Raw genomic sequence first — 13318 nt, forward strand, 5'->3', positions numbered from 1 at the left:
GCTGTTCGGACCTGTCGCTGTGGCCCCACCCCCGCCGGAGGTTAGTCATGCGGACCCGCCGCGATCAGGTGCAGGCGTACCGCTTCGTCACCCGCCGCATCGTCTCGGCGCTGCTCTCCGGTGATCCGGAGACCAACGACCTGCCGATGCGCCGCCTCGGCATGGCGGTGTTCGGCAGCGTCGTCGCGGCCGCGGTGGTGCTCGGCGGCGTGGGCGCGTACGGGCAGCTCACCAGCAACTCCGCTCCGCTGGAGCCGAACACGCTGGTGATCGAGCGGGAGACCGGCGCGACGTACTACGTCGGCGAGGACGAGGTGCTGCACCCGACGCTCAACTACGCGTCGGCGCGGCTGATCGTCAACGACGCCGGGGCGCAGCCGCGCACCATGTCCCAGGCGTCGATCAAGGACCGTCCACGCGGGCGGCTGGTCGGCATCGTGGGCGCACCGGACGACCTGCCGGATCGCAGGTCGCTGGTCGGGCTGCCCTGGTCGGTGTGCGACGTGCCGGATCCGAACGACCCGCAGCGGTCCACCGCCCATCTGGTGATCGATCGCGCGCTGCCCGGCGGCACGACGCTCACCGACCGGGCCGTGGTGGTGCGGACCGGCGACGCGCGTCACCTGCTCACCGGCGGCTCCCGGCTGCGGGTGGCCGGCGACGAGCAGGCGCTGGTGGCGTTGAAGATGGCCGGCGCGACGAACCTGACGGTCGGGCAGCAACTGCTGAACGCGGTGCCGGTCGGCCCGGATCTGCGCAAGCCGACGATCGCCGGCGACGGCGGCGCGAGCGGACTCACGGTGGCCGACCGGCCGGCCCGGATCGGCCAGGTCTACCAGGCCGCCGGCCAGTACTACGTGCTGACCCGGCAGGGCCTGGCGACCGTCCGTGAGGTCACCGCGCTGCTGCTGCTCGGTGGCGGCGGTGAGGTTACCCAGATCACCCCCGACGAGGCGGGCCGGCTCCTCACCGACCAGCGCCTGGACGCGGACGGCCTGCCGGCCCGGCTGCCGGCGCTGCACGAGGTCCGTCCGGGGCGGACGGTGCTCTGCGCCACCTACCGGCCCGGTCCGGCCGGTCAGCCACCGACCACCACGCTGGAGGTCTTCGACTCCCCGCCGACCGAGCTGACCTCGGCGACCGCGGTGCCCGCACGGCAGGGCCCCCGGGACGCGGTACGCACCGCCGAGAGCGTGCTGCTGCCCGGCGGCAAGGGCGTGCTGGCGCAGGCCACGGCCGGGGAGAGCGGCAAGGCGGCGACCGGTTCGACGGTCTACCTGATCACCGCGCAGGGCATCCGCTATCCGCTCGGCACCGCCGGGGGCGACGCCAAGAGCGCGCTCGGGTACGGCGACGTGACGCCGCTCGCCGTACCCGCCTCACTGCTGGCGCTGGTGCCGACCGGTCCGACGCTGTCCCGCGAGGATGCGTTGACTTACTTCGATGCGTCGACCCTTCCCGGTGCCACCGCGACGCCCTCGGCCGGCGGCGGGGCGGCGCAGGTCCAGGGCGGTTGACCGGTCCTCGCCCGCGCCGAGGTGGAGGTTGTCCGTCACGGGTCACCCGGGTTGGTCCGCTTCGACTAGCCTGAGTGCGGCGAACGGTCGTCGACGATGACTACGGGGATGCAACCATGACGGGGCGCACGACGGTAGACGTACTGTCCTTGGAGGACTTCCACCAGCGGCTCGAGCGGCGTCTGCACGAGGCGGAGTCGGTGTTGCGCAGGCTCAACACCCAGATGCAGTGCCGCCCGCCGGCCCTCGGCACGTTCACCGACGCCACCGACAACGCCCGCCGCTACTCCGAGACCCACCAGAGCTACGTCAACCACGTCGACCGGCTGCGCCGGGCGATCCTGGCCGCCCGCGAGGCGACCCACAAGATCATGACGAACTACCGGACCGCCGAGGCCCGCAACGCCGCCGCCGCGGCCGACATCGCCGCCGCCCTCTCCGGGCTGAACGAGGCGATGGAGCAGCCGAAGGAGGACCCGCGTGTCTGAATACACCCAGCGCTACGAGCACGTCCCTCATGAGGAGCTATACCAGGGCGTCAACGCCGGCGACCCGAAGCAGATCGAGGCGCTCAGCGCCCAGTGGACCTCGCTGAAGGGCACGCTCGACGACCTCAGCCGCGACCTCACCGCCGACCTGGAGGCGCTGGCGAAGACCTGGACCGGCGACGCCGCGCGCGAGTTCCAGCGCCGGCTGGACATGGTCGTCCGCTACTCCGGCAACCTCGCCGAGGGCATGACGGGTATGCGGCAGGGCCTCGACATGATGGCCAGCGAGCTGCGGGCCGCCCAGTCGAAGGCGGAGAGCCCGGAGAAGACCGACGACAACGACAAGCTGCTCTCCGGCGCCGGCAAGGGCTTCCTGCTCGGCGGCGCTCCCGGCGCGGTGATCGGCGGGATCGTCGGCCACCAGCAGGACAAGGCCGAGCAGGAGAAGGCGCACCAGCGGATGGTGCAGGTCGTGGCGAAGCTCGCCGAGGGCTACGACTACTCGGCGTACGGCCGGATCGTCGTCCCGGAACCGCCGGAGACCGATCTGCCCCGCCCCACGGGCAACGGTGACCCGACGCTGCAGAACGGGCCGTCGGTGGAGGCGCCGTCGTCCGGCCCGAGCCTGGGCAGCTTCGGCCCGGGCGCGAACGCCACCGCCACCACGTCGGGCGTGCACCACACGGCCCCGACCGGCGGCACTCCGGGCGTGGGCACGCCGGGTGCAGGCACTCCTGGCGGTCAGCCGGGTGCTGGCGCTCCGGATTCGGTGCCGACCGTCGGCACCGTCGACCCGACCGGCACCTCGCTGGCCGGAGCCGCTCCGTTGACCAGCACCGTCGGCGGTCCGTCGATCGGCGGCGGCCCGGGCTTCGGTCCCGGTGGCGCCGGACCGACGACGATGAGCGCCGGCGGAGCAGGTGGCGGGCTCTACGGCGCCCCCGGCGTGCTGAGCACCGGCTCGCTCGCGGGCACCGGCGCCAACTCGGCGTCCTCGGCCCGCTTCGGCGGCGTGCCCGGCGCGGAGAACCGCTCGGCGGCGGGCACCGGCCGGCTCACCTCCGGGCGCGGCCTCGTGGTCGACGCCGGGAGCAGGTCCGCCGAGCGCACCGGCGGCACCACCGGGCGGCCCGCGATGGCCGGCCGCAGCGGCGTGCTGGGCGGGCGAGGCGGCTACGGCGACGACGAGTCCGACGGCCGGCTGACCTGGCTCACCGAGGACGAGATGGTCTGGGGCGACGGCGACGCCGCCCCGCCGCCGGTGCTCGGCGGCAGCTGACACCGCATCCACGCGGCGGGGCGGCACCCCGGCGGGACGCCGCCCCGCCGCGCGTCCGGCCCGGCCCGGGTGGTCCGTCCACACCGGCCCGTGTGCAGGCTCACGAAAACCCGCAAGATCTTTGAGCTGCGGGATGCTCCGCTGACCGATAGGTTGAAATGGTGCTGCCCGTAGCGTTCGACCCGTCCACCTGGACGGCGACGCTGCGCCGGATCGCCCGCACGGCGGTGGCCAGCCTGGTGCTGATCGCCGGCCTCCAGGGCATCGCCGCCGCACCCGCCCACGCCGCCGCGTCCTCGCACGCGACAGTCGCCCCGCACGCCGTCGCGACTGAGCACGTGGCGGCGATCGAGCATCTCGCCGCCGTCGAGCACGTCACGGCGCGGCAGGCGGTCACGGCCGGCGCCGCGCGCACCGCCGATCTCACGGCGGGCGACGCCACGACCGCCACCCCGCGGACGACAGGTCCCGGCACCGGCCCGGCCGTCACCGAGGCCCCTTCCGCCGACTCCGCCGGGCGCGTCCCCGGCGTCGCTGTCGTCGCCGCCGCCGACCCCGGCCGGGCGCACATCGCCCGTCGCGGCCCGCCGCACGCCTGACCGGGCGCCCTTCCGGTACGCCCCGGCGCGGTCCCACGGCCCGCACCCCGCGCGCCCTGCCGCGCGTCCCGTCGCGTCTGAGTCACGACGCGCACCCGCCCGGATGTCCGGGTCACCACCGTTGATCATCTTTCGTTCCACCACGAGGTGCTGGTGATGCAGACCGTCTTCTCCTCCGTCCTGCCCGACATGCCCGTGGCCGCCGTGATCTGGCTGGTCCTGCTCGCCGTGGCCGCGACAGTGGTCGCCGCGCTGATCGTCCGGCCGTCCCGGTTCCGTTCGGAACTGGTCGAACGGATCAGCGACGCCGCCCGGCCGAGCAGCATCGAACGCGCCGAGCGCACCCGCGTACGGGACCGGGAGCGGCTCCGCTACGCCGACGAGATGGCGGTGGCGGCCTCCCGCGCGACGGCGACCGCCGAGCGGAGCCGCGCCGGGTGGTTGAGCGCCCAGGAGGAGGCCGAGGTCGCCTGGCAGGCGTACCAGGCGGCCGAGGAGGACGTCCGGCGCCTGACCGCCGCCGCGGCGCTGCCGCTGCCCCGGACCGCAAAGACCCCGGCCGAGTACGCCGACCGGGAGCGCTGGCTGCACCGGGCCGCGATGGACGCCCAGTGGCGCGACGAGATCACGGTGCGGCAGCTCAGCGACATCCTCGGCGGCAACGGCTGGGATCCCAGCCGGCACCCGGTGGAGCAGGAACTGCTGCTGCGCCGGCTGGTCCGGGACAACCTGGCGGCACGGCACCGGGCCGCCGCGCAGCGGGAGCAGGCGGCCTGGCAGGCAGCCGAGCGGGCCGCCGCGGCGGCGCAGAGCCTGCGCGACGAGGCGTTCGCTGCACTGCACCCGGTCGCCGAGCCGCAGACGGAACTGTCCATCGTCGGGTTCGCCGGCCCCGAGGCCACCCGGGAGCTGCCGACCGCAGCGGGCGTGGAGACCACTCGCGAGCTGACCCCGGTGGCTCGGGGCCGGGCGGCGGTCGTGGCCTGAGAACACCGAGGACAGGACGCGAAGGCTCGACAGCTTCGACACCGGGCGGCCCAGGCCCGGCTCGGCTAGCGTGGTGGCGTGTCGCGTGAAAACTGGGTGCTCGTCGTCGTCGCCGCCGTTCTCGCGGCGGCCATGCTGGCCGGGGCCGTGCTGCTCGCGATCCGGGTGGTCCGCACCCGCCGGATGCTCGGCGCGCTCGGCGCCGGCGGCAAGGTCGCGTTCTACGGCGCGCTGATCTACACGATCCTGCCGGTGGACCTGCTGCCCGACCCGATCTACCTGGACGACATGGGCGTGCTGGCCGGCGCGCTGTTCTACCTGGGCCGGCTGGTCGCCAAGCACCGCGCCGAGCAGCGGGCCGCCGGGGAGTCCCCGGCGGCGACGTTGCCGCCCGGCACGGCGCCCCGCCGCTGAGACGTCACCGGCACGGATGCGAGGAGACGACATGGCGGGACGGCACCGTCTGGATCCACACGACGAGCGGGTGCGGAGTTTCTTCGCGCACCGGCACCTCGCCACGCTCACCACACCGCGTGCCGATGGCACCCCGCACGTCGTACCAGTGGGGGTGACCTTCGACCCGGCGGCCGGGCTGGCCCGGGTGATCACCTCCGCCGGGTCGGCCAAGGCCCGGCACGTCGCGGCGGCCGGGCCGGACGGCGTCCCGGTAGCGGTGTGCCAGGTCGACGGCCGCTGGTGGCTGACCGTGGAGGGCCGGGCGGTGCTGCGCCGTGACCCGGAGTCGGTGGCCGAGGCCGAACGCCGGTACGCCGAGCGGTATCGCACGCCGCGTCCGAATCCGGAGCGGGTGGTCATCGAGATCGCCGTGACCGGGCTCCTGGGGAGCCTCCCCGGCTGAGGTGTCTGTCCGGTTCCGCGGTGGCCCCGGTCACGGCCGGAATGGGCTGCCGAGGCAGGGCGGTTGAACTCTCCGTACGCCGAGCGCCACTCCTGGTGCCGCGTCTCCCGCACGGAGCCGTCGACCCCCCGAATGGAGCCTCGACCATGAATCCGATCATCCGCAGGTGTGTGCTGTCCGTCGCCGGCCTGGCCGCGGCCGGCGGTGCCGTCGCCGGTCCGGCCGCCGCCGCCCACGCCGCCCCGGTCAAGGGCAAGGGTGACCGCGCAGCCGACTACGAGTACCAGGCGCAGCCGAACTTCTTCTACTGCGGTCCCGCCTCGACCCGGATCGCGCTGTCGGCCGAGGGCAGGGACGTGAGCCAGGACGAGCTGGCCGCCAAGCTCGGCACCACCGTGAACGGCACCGACTCGGCCATCGACATCACCCGGGTGCTCAACGAGTACACCGGTGGGAAGTACCGGACCACCGAGATCCGCGACGACGTGGCCACCCGGGAGCAGGTCGACCGCCTGCGCGCGGACATCCGTAGCGCTGTGGACGACGACCGGCCGGTGGTGGCGAACATCCTGGGCGGCGCCCTGGACGTCGACGGGGTGGAGCACAGCTATCCCGGCCACTACGTGACTGTCGTGCGGTACGAGGGCGACGGTGACCGGGTGATGATCGCCGACCCGGCCCGGCCGGACGCGCCGACGTACTGGATGGACGTGACCGAGCTGGCCAACTGGATCGCGGGCCGCGGTTACAGCTCCTGACGGCCGGGCCGGTCTCTCCTGTGGATGAGGCCGGCCCGACGCCGCGGCGGCCACGCTCCCCGGCGGGGGCGTGGCCGCCGTCGTGTTCCGGCGTCGAAGCGGGTGTACGTCAGCGGCCGGTGTCGCCTTCGCCGGTGCGCTGCTGCGCCATGTCGACGCCCTTGTCGATCTGGTCGTCGTACTTGCCGCCGGTGCGCTTGTCGGCCGCGTCACCCGCCTTCTCGATGCCCTGGTCGACCTGCTTGTCGTGCTTGTCCGCGAAATCCTTGGCCTTGTCCATGAAGTCGCTCATGCCTGATCTCCCTTCGATACGTTGAATGCCTTCCCTGAGGCGGGGGGCACAAACACCGGGTGGGTGGTTGCTGCCCTGGTGTCGGATCGACCCGCGTCGGGTACCAACGGCCACGATCGAGGAGGCGACGTGGACGACGACGCTGGCACACCCGGGCGGGCACCGGCCACCGGGCCGCGGCAGACCTGGGCGGGACTGCCCTGGCCGGTACGGACGGCGGTCACCTGGAGCGCCTGTCTGCTGGTGGTGACGGCCGGGCTGTGGCTGCTGGGGCAGATCGCCGTACTGCTGGCGCCGCTCGCGGTGGCGCTGGCCGGCACGCTCTTCCTCACCGCGCTGCTCGACCCGGTCCTGGTACGCCTGCGCCGGCTGCGGGTGCCGGCCGGGCTCGCCGCGCTGCTGAGCATCCTGCTGTTGCTCGGCATCCTGGGCGGGGCCGGCGTCCTGGTTTGGAACCTCGCGGCGAGTCAGTTCGGCGAGCTGAGCCAGCAGCTCGGCCAAGGGCTGGAGCGCTCCCGGGACTTCGTCACGTCCAGCCTGCCGGTCAGCGATCAGCAGCTCGACCGGCTCGTGGAGCAGATCCGGCAGGGCCTGAGCAGCGGCGCACCCGACCCGGTCGCCGGGGCGCGCAAGGTCGCCGAGGTCGTGGGCGCGATCCTGCTCGCGCTGGTCCTGCTGTTCTTCCTGCTCAAGGACGGCCGCTCGATGTGGCACTGGGTGCTGCGCCGGCTGACCGGCCCGCGCCGGGAGCTGACCGCCGAGGCGGGGCGGGCGGGCTGGCGGACGCTCGGCGCGTACAGCCGGGGCACGATGATCATCGCGGCCATCGACGCCATCGGCATCGGGCTGGCGCTTGTCGTGTTGCGTGTCCCGCTGGCCCTGCCGCTCGCCCTGATCACGTTCGTCGGCGGGTTCGTCCCGATCATCGGGGCCACCGTGGCCGGTGCGGTGGCGGTGCTCGTCGCGCTGGCCGCGAACGGCCCCACCACCGCGCTGCTGACCCTGGCCGCCGTGATCGCCGTCCAGCAGATCGAGGGCAACCTGCTGGAACCGCTCGTGATGCGGCGGCAGGTGCAGCTGCACCCGGCGGTCATCCTGGTGGTGGTCACCGCCGGCACGCTGGTCGCCGGGGTGGCCGGTGCCTTCGTGTCGGTGCCGATCGCGGCGGTGCTGTGGCGGGTGCTGGACACCGTGCAGCAGCACCGCGCCGACGGGCGGAGCGGCACCGGCGCATCCGCGCCGACCGCCGATCCCGGCCGCGCCGCCGAGGCCGCGGGCTGATTCCGCCACTGCTCAGGCGGGGTGCGGCTGGCGCAGGTGCGTGGTGAACCACGCACCCGTCTGGTCGGCCACCTGCTCCAGCGTGCCGGGCTCCTCGAACAGGTGCGTGGCGCCGGGCACGATCCGCAGCTCGGCCACCTCGCCCAGCGCGTCCCGGGCCTGCTCGTTGAGCACGATCACCTGCTCGTCGAGGCCGCCGACGAGCAGCAGCGTCGGTGCGCGTACCGCGGTCAGTGAGCTGCCGGCCAGGTCGGGTCGGCCGCCCCGGGAGACCACCGCGCCCACCCGGTCCGGCCGGGTCGCGGCGGCGACCAGGGCGGCGGCCGCGCCGGTGCTGGCCCCGAACAGCCCGATCGGGAGTCGCCCGAGTTCCGGGTCGGCGCCCGTCCAGTCGACGATCCCGGCCAGGCGCTCGGCCAGCATGCCGATGTCGAAGCGCAGGTCGGCGGTGACCTCGTCCCGGGCCTCCTCGTCGGCGGTCAGGAGGTCGACGAGCATCGTGCCGAGCCCGCGCTCGTTGAGCGCGCGCCCGACGGCCGTGTTGCGCGGGCTGTGCCGTGAGCTGCCGCTCCCGTGCGCGAACAGCACGACCCCCCGCGCCCCGGCAGGCACCACCACGTCCCCCACGAGTCCGCCGTCCACCACAGGTACCGAAACCTCACGCATCACCCCACCGTCCCTCCCGCTCTCCCCCACCGCATACCCCCCACCCCGACGATCATGAGGTTGGCGGCAGATTCGGAGATCGACAACGCCGTCAACTTCATGATCGACGGAGACGGCAGGGGAAACGGACGCGTGCGGGGTTGCGTTGACGTTCGACCGGCTCGGCGACGTCCGCCGCCGGCTGCACGACCAGCTCGCCCACGCGATCGCCCAACGGGAGGAAACATGCCTCAGGACACGGGGACCGGCCGGTTGAACCCGGTCACCGACGACACCTTCGCGGCCACCGTGCTGGCCGCCGACCGCCCGGTGGTGGTGGACTTCTGGGCCGAATGGTGCCCGCCGTGCCGGGTGGTGTCGAAGCACCTGGCCGAGCTGGCCGAGGAGTTCGGCGACGCGCTGCGCTTCGTCACCGTCAACACCGACGAGAACCCGGCCACCGCCCGCGCCCACCGGATCATGTCCGCGCCGACCATGCTGGTGTTCCGGCGCGGCGAGGTGGTCGGCTCGATCGTCGGCTCCCGCCCGAAGGACCACCTGCGGCGCAGCTTCGCCCGGCACGTGGACGGTTGAGCCCTCGCCTGGACGGTTGAGCCGCCGCCGGGCGGGAACGCGCGAGGTGACCACGGACCCCGACCGATCGCGAGGATCGTGATGGCGAGACAGGACAGGTCCCGGGAACAGGAAATCACCGACCAGGAACGCCGCGAGCAGGAGCTGAAGGACTCCCCGGACTGGGCCGACCGCGCCTCGACGGCGCGTACCGCCGACGATCCGCGGGCCACGGCGCCGCGCGACGCCGGCGGGCGTCCGTCAAACGGCCGCCAGTTCTGAGGTACGCGTACCGAGCGGTCCCGCCCCTCGTGGCGGGGCCGCTCAGTCCATGCGGTCCGGCAGGTGCATCAGCGGCGCACGGCCCTGGGGCTGTTCCGGCTGTGTCCCGCTCGGATGGGCCGGTGGCACCGCCACTGTGACCGGCTGCCCGGAGGTGACGCGCAGCGGCTCATCGTGGTGCCGCAGCTCCACGGCCGTGTCCGGGCCGCCGTTGCGCAGCGAGTACGTCGTCTGGTGCGGCCGCACGTCGACCCGCAGCCGCATCCCGCGCCACTGGAGCGAGAACTCCAGGCGGCTGAGGCGGCTGGGGAGCCGGGGCGCGAAGGACAGCGTCCCGTCGTGGTCGCGCAGCCCGCCGAACCCGGCGACCAGCGCGATCCAGGCGCCGGCCAGGGATGCCATGTGCACGCCGTCGCGGGTGTTCTCGTTGAGGTCGTGCAGGTCCATCAGCGCGGCCTCGCGCAGGTAGCGGTGGGCCAGTTCGAGGTACCCCACCTCGGCCGCCAGCACCGCCTGGGTGCAGGCGCTCAGCGACGAGTCGCGTACGGTGCGCCGCTCGTAGTAGACGAAGTTACGCAGCTTCTCGGCGGCGCTGAACGCGTCGCCCCGCCAGTGCATGGCCAGCACCAGGTCGGCCTGCTTGACGACCTGCTTGCGGTAGAGGTCGAAGTACGGGTAGTGCAGCAGCAGCGGGTACTTCTCCGGCGGCGTGTGCTCGAAGTCCCACTCCTGGAAGCGGGTGAACCCCTCCACCTGCTCGTGCACCTCGGTCTCCGCGTCGTACGGGATGTGCATGTCGTTAGCGGCGTCCCGCCAGGCGGCGGCCTCCTCCTCGGTGACGCCGAGGTCGAGCGCCTGGTCCCGGTAGCGCATCGCGCAGTCGGCGGCGGTACGCAGGTTCCGCTGCGCCATCAGGTTGGTGTAGACGTTGTCGTTCTTCACCGCCGTGTACTCGTCCGGGCCGGTGACGCCGTCGATGTGGAACCGGCCGGCGCGGTCGTGGTGGCCGAGCGAGCGCCACAGCCGGGCGGTCTCGACCAGCAGTTCCAGCCCGGTCTCCCGTTCCAGCGTCTCGTCGCCGGTGACCAGGACGTAGCGGCGCAGCGCGTCGGCGACGTCGGCGGCGATGTGGAACGCGGCGGTGCCGGCCGGCCAGTACGCCGACGACTCCGGCCCCTCGATCGTGCGCCACGGGAAGGCGGCCCCTTCGAGGTTCAGCGTGCGGGCGCGTTCCTGGGCCTGGGGCAGCGTGGAGTAGCGCCACTGCAACGCGTCCCGCACCGCGCCCGGCTGCGTGTACGTCAGCACCGGCAGCACGAACATCTCGGTGTCCCAGAACGCGTGGCCGTCGTACCCGGGGCCGGTGAGGCCCTTGGCCGAGATCGGCCGCCGTTCCGCGCGGGCACCGGCCTGGAGGACGTGGAAGAGGCCGAACCGGACGGCCTGCTGCACCTCGGGGTCGCCCTCGACGCGCACGTCGGCGGCGTCCCAGAACGCGTCCAGGTATTCGCGCTGGGCCCGGCGCAGGCCGTCCCAGCCGTCGAGCCGGGCCGCCGCCAGCGCCGCGCCGACCTGGTCGCGCAGCGCCGGCAGGGACCGGCGGCTGGACCAGCCGTACGTGAGGTACTTGACCACGCGGAGCGTCTGGCCGGGCTTGAGCACGCAGCCGACGGTGGTACGGACCCAGTCCTCGTACCCCTCGCTCTCGATCGTGGTGCGTTCCGGGCCGTCGATGTCGTGGCCCATCGCGGCGGCGACCCGCAGGCCGCTGACCTTGGTGCGGTGGATGAGCTGGCCGCCGTCGTCGGTGGTCAGCTCCTCCTCGGACTGCAACGGCGACTCCAGGACGGCGGCCACCCGGGGGTCGCGGCTCTGCGGCGGCAGCGACTCGTTGGCGACCAGCTCGGACTGGACGATCAGTCGCAGCGGCCCGTCGACCGGCTCCACCTCGTAGTGGATGGCCGCCACGGAACGTTGGGTGAACGACACCAGCCGGGTGGTGCGGACCTTGACCTCGCGGCCGGCCGGGGAGCGCCAGTGCAGGTCCCGGTGGAGCGTGCCGGCGCGCATGTCGAGGACGCGCTCGTGGGCCAGCAGTTCGCCGTAGCGCACGTCGAGCGGCTCGTCGTCGACGAGGAGCCGGATCAGCTTGCCGTTCGTGACGTTGACGATGGTCTGCCCGGATTCGGGGAAACCGAAGCCCGCCTCCGCGTACGGCAGGGGCCGCAGCTCGTAGAACGAGTTCAGGTAGGTGCCGGGAAGCCCGTGCGGCTCGCCCTCGTCGAGGTTGCCGCGCAACCCGATGTGGCCGTTGGACAGCGCGAACACCGACTCGGACTGGGCCAGCACGTCCATGTCGAGCTGCATCTCCCGGACGTGCCAGGGCTCGACCGGATACGCCCGTTCCCGGATCACGCGGCCGGCTCCGATGCGAGCAGGTCGGCGAGGTCGGTGACCACGACGTCGGCGCCGTGCGCGAGCAGCTCGTCGGCCTGGCCGACCCGGTCGACGCCGACCACGTACCCGAATCCGCCGGCCCGGCCGGCGGCCACTCCGGCGAGGGCGTCCTCGAAGACGGCGGCCCGCGCCGGTTCGACGCCGAGCAGCCGCGCGCCTTCCAGGAACGTGTCCGGGTACGGTTTGCCGCGCAGCCCGCTCGCGCGGGCGACCACGCCGTCCACCCGCGCCTCCAGCCAGCGCTCCAGCCCGGCGGCGTGCACCACGGCGGCGCAGTTGGCGCTGGCCGAGACGACCGCGCGGCGCAGCCCGGCCGTGGTGGCCGCCTCCAGGTAGCGCACCGAACCCTCGTACACATCGACGCCGTGCTGCTCGATCTGCTGGAGCAGGACGACGTTCTTGCGGTTGCCGAGGCCGTTGACGGTGTCCGCCCCGGGCGGGTCGTCCGGCGAACCCTCGGGCAGGATGATGCCGCGCGAGGCCAGGAATGTACGCACCCCGTCGGCCCGCGGTCTGCCGTCCACGTACCGGTTGTAGTCCGGTCCGCTGTCGAACGGGCGGAACGGCTCGCCGGTTTCCACCGACCGGCGCCGCAGGTACGCGTCGAACGTCGCCGCCCAGGCGGCGTTGTGCACCTTGGCGGTCTGCGTCAGCACACCGTCCAGATCGAAGAGACAAGCGCTCACGTGCGCGGGGAGGCCCAGCATCGCTTGAATCTATCCAGCCCTCGCGCCGGGCAAACCCCGTTCGGGGCTCAGCGGTTCGGGCGGAGCGTCCAGATCACGGTGAGCGCCGAGGTGACGGTGCCGTCCTCGGTGCCGATCTCCACCTCGACGGGGAACTCGGGCCGCGTTCCCGCGTCCAGCTCGGCCAGCACGTCGGCGGGCGGACGACTGAGCCGGGCGGTCGCCAGCACCGGCCCCACCGCCACCTTGCGGTAGCGGATGGTCGCGGTCACGGCCAGGGGTACGGCCCGGTCGAGCACGTGCCCGAACGCGGCCAGGACAACCGCGCCCGAGGCGGTCTCCCCCAGCGTGAACATGGCCCCGGCGTGCGGGCCGCCCACGTGGTTGTGGTGCGCCGGGTCGTCGGGGAGCCGGACCACGGCCCGGACCCCGCCCTCGGCCTCGGGCGCCACCTCGACGAACTCGATTCCGAGCGTGCGGGCGAACGGCACGGCGGCGAGGAAACCGGCCGCCACCTGGCGAGAGTCGATGCTCATGCCCCAGACGCTACTCGCCAGTAACTTCCCCGGCAAGGCGGTACCGCTTGGTCATCGCCGGGCGCCGACCGCCCAGAAC

The 13318-nt window shown here is 73.5% G+C and carries 16 protein-coding genes; 11 read left to right on the forward strand and 5 right to left on the reverse strand.

Annotation, left to right across the window (positions count from 1 at the left end; genetic code table 11):
• Positions 1 to 47 precede the first annotated feature (47 nt).
• The 8 genes from eccB to GA0070215_RS11525 all read left to right on the forward strand — a co-directional run bounded on the left by eccB (position 48) and on the right by GA0070215_RS11525 (position 6487).
• Positions 48 to 1517, forward strand: coding sequence for a type VII secretion protein EccB (gene eccB / locus GA0070215_RS11490; RefSeq protein ID WP_091045050.1), 1470 nt, complete (start codon positions 48 to 50; stop codon positions 1515 to 1517).
• A gap of 116 nt (positions 1518 to 1633) precedes the next feature.
• Positions 1634 to 2005: a hypothetical protein gene (locus GA0070215_RS11495; protein WP_026267971.1), complete on the forward strand. Its 372-nt coding sequence runs from the start codon at positions 1634 to 1636 to the stop codon at positions 2003 to 2005.
• Positions 1998 to 3284, forward strand: coding sequence for a WXG100 family type VII secretion target (locus GA0070215_RS11500; RefSeq protein WP_091045053.1), 1287 nt, complete (start codon positions 1998 to 2000; stop codon positions 3282 to 3284). The genes GA0070215_RS11495 and GA0070215_RS11500 overlap by 8 nt, the downstream gene beginning before the upstream one ends.
• 158 nt (positions 3285 to 3442) lie before the next feature.
• Positions 3443 to 3883, forward strand: a complete 441-nt coding sequence (locus GA0070215_RS11505; protein WP_244166961.1) for a hypothetical protein — start codon at positions 3443 to 3445, stop codon at positions 3881 to 3883.
• A 156-nt stretch (positions 3884 to 4039) separates the two neighbouring features.
• Complete coding sequence (locus GA0070215_RS11510; RefSeq protein WP_026267968.1) at positions 4040 to 4870, forward strand: hypothetical protein; 831 nt, start codon at positions 4040 to 4042, stop codon at positions 4868 to 4870.
• A 78-nt stretch (positions 4871 to 4948) separates the two neighbouring features.
• The gene (locus GA0070215_RS11515) at positions 4949 to 5284 is read left to right on the forward strand and encodes a YkvA family protein (protein ID WP_026267967.1); all 336 of its coding nucleotides are present in this window, start codon (positions 4949 to 4951) and stop codon (positions 5282 to 5284) included.
• A gap of 31 nt (positions 5285 to 5315) precedes the next feature.
• The gene (locus tag GA0070215_RS11520; RefSeq protein WP_091045057.1) at positions 5316 to 5729 is read left to right on the forward strand and encodes a pyridoxamine 5'-phosphate oxidase family protein; all 414 of its coding nucleotides are present in this window, start codon (positions 5316 to 5318) and stop codon (positions 5727 to 5729) included.
• Positions 5730 to 5875: 146 nt separating this feature from the next.
• Positions 5876 to 6487 carry a C39 family peptidase gene (locus GA0070215_RS11525; RefSeq protein WP_091045060.1) on the forward strand — a complete coding sequence of 204 codons (612 nt, stop codon included), beginning with the start codon at positions 5876 to 5878 and terminating at the stop codon, positions 6485 to 6487.
• Positions 6488 to 6596: 109 nt separating this feature from the next.
• Here GA0070215_RS11525 and GA0070215_RS11530 read toward each other — a convergent pair whose 3' ends face one another.
• Positions 6597 to 6779: an antitoxin gene (locus GA0070215_RS11530; protein ID WP_018785742.1), complete on the reverse strand. Its 183-nt coding sequence runs from the start codon at positions 6777 to 6779 to the stop codon at positions 6597 to 6599.
• 129 nt (positions 6780 to 6908) lie between these two features.
• Here GA0070215_RS11530 and GA0070215_RS11535 point away from each other — a divergent pair, with 129 nt between their 5' ends.
• Positions 6909 to 8060 (forward strand): AI-2E family transporter, encoded by a 1152-nt coding sequence (locus tag GA0070215_RS11535; RefSeq protein WP_091045063.1) that lies wholly within the window; start codon positions 6909 to 6911, stop codon positions 8058 to 8060.
• Positions 8061 to 8072: 12 nt separating this feature from the next.
• Here GA0070215_RS11535 and GA0070215_RS11540 read toward each other — a convergent pair whose 3' ends face one another.
• Positions 8073 to 8726: a dienelactone hydrolase family protein gene (locus GA0070215_RS11540; protein ID WP_091045067.1), complete on the reverse strand. Its 654-nt coding sequence runs from the start codon at positions 8724 to 8726 to the stop codon at positions 8073 to 8075.
• A 225-nt stretch (positions 8727 to 8951) separates the two neighbouring features.
• Between GA0070215_RS11540 and trxA the strand changes: the two genes are divergently transcribed.
• Complete coding sequence (trxA, locus tag GA0070215_RS11550; protein WP_018785738.1) at positions 8952 to 9299, forward strand: thioredoxin; 348 nt, start codon at positions 8952 to 8954, stop codon at positions 9297 to 9299.
• Between the two features lie 81 nt (positions 9300 to 9380).
• Entirely contained in the window at positions 9381 to 9560 is a 180-nt protein-coding gene (locus GA0070215_RS11555; protein WP_091045070.1) for a hypothetical protein, read from the forward strand.
• 42 nt (positions 9561 to 9602) lie between these two features.
• On the opposite strand, the gene GA0070215_RS11560 is transcribed toward GA0070215_RS11555, so the two are convergent.
• The 3 genes from GA0070215_RS11560 to GA0070215_RS11570 are packed head-to-tail and all read right to left on the reverse strand — an operon-like array spanning position 9603 to position 13239.
• On the reverse strand, positions 9603 to 11975 hold the full coding sequence (locus tag GA0070215_RS11560) for a glycoside hydrolase family 65 protein (protein WP_018785736.1): 2373 nt from the start codon (positions 11973 to 11975) through the stop codon (positions 9603 to 9605).
• Positions 11972 to 12724, reverse strand: a complete 753-nt coding sequence (locus tag GA0070215_RS11565) for an HAD family hydrolase (protein WP_091045073.1) — start codon at positions 12722 to 12724, stop codon at positions 11972 to 11974. The genes GA0070215_RS11560 and GA0070215_RS11565 overlap by 4 nt, the downstream gene beginning before the upstream one ends.
• A 47-nt stretch (positions 12725 to 12771) precedes the next feature.
• A complete protein-coding gene (locus tag GA0070215_RS11570; protein WP_091045076.1) occupies positions 12772 to 13239 on the reverse strand; it encodes a DUF4442 domain-containing protein in 468 nt (155 codons plus the stop codon).
• Positions 13240 to 13318: the final 79 nt, after the last annotated feature.

The organism is Micromonospora marina (assembly GCF_900091565.1).
Lineage (GTDB): Bacteria > Actinomycetota > Actinomycetes > Mycobacteriales > Micromonosporaceae > Micromonospora > Micromonospora marina.

Bases quoted from the DNA above. Each gene is read 5' to 3' on its own strand.
- GA0070215_RS11565 (WP_091045073.1), bottom strand. From the start codon at position 12,724: ATGCTGGGCCTCCCCGCGCACGTGAGCGCTTGTCTCTTCGATCTGGAC.
- GA0070215_RS11540 (WP_091045067.1), bottom strand. From the start codon at position 8,726: ATGCGTGAGGTTTCGGTACCTGTGGTGGACGGCGGACTCGTGGGGGAC.
- eccB (WP_091045050.1), top strand. From the start codon at position 48: ATGCGGACCCGCCGCGATCAGGTGCAGGCGTACCGCTTCGTCACCCGC.
- GA0070215_RS11495 (WP_026267971.1), top strand. From the start codon at position 1,634: ATGACGGGGCGCACGACGGTAGACGTACTGTCCTTGGAGGACTTCCAC.
- GA0070215_RS11520 (WP_091045057.1), top strand. From the start codon at position 5,316: ATGGCGGGACGGCACCGTCTGGATCCACACGACGAGCGGGTGCGGAGT.
- GA0070215_RS11570 (WP_091045076.1), bottom strand. From the start codon at position 13,239: ATGAGCATCGACTCTCGCCAGGTGGCGGCCGGTTTCCTCGCCGCCGTG.
- GA0070215_RS11555 (WP_091045070.1), top strand. From the start codon at position 9,381: ATGGCGAGACAGGACAGGTCCCGGGAACAGGAAATCACCGACCAGGAA.
- trxA (WP_018785738.1), top strand. From the start codon at position 8,952: ATGCCTCAGGACACGGGGACCGGCCGGTTGAACCCGGTCACCGACGAC.
- GA0070215_RS11510 (WP_026267968.1), top strand. From the start codon at position 4,040: ATGCAGACCGTCTTCTCCTCCGTCCTGCCCGACATGCCCGTGGCCGCC.
- GA0070215_RS11505 (WP_244166961.1), top strand. From the start codon at position 3,443: ATGGTGCTGCCCGTAGCGTTCGACCCGTCCACCTGGACGGCGACGCTG.
- GA0070215_RS11525 (WP_091045060.1), top strand. From the start codon at position 5,876: ATGAATCCGATCATCCGCAGGTGTGTGCTGTCCGTCGCCGGCCTGGCC.
- GA0070215_RS11530 (WP_018785742.1), bottom strand. From the start codon at position 6,779: ATGAGCGACTTCATGGACAAGGCCAAGGATTTCGCGGACAAGCACGAC.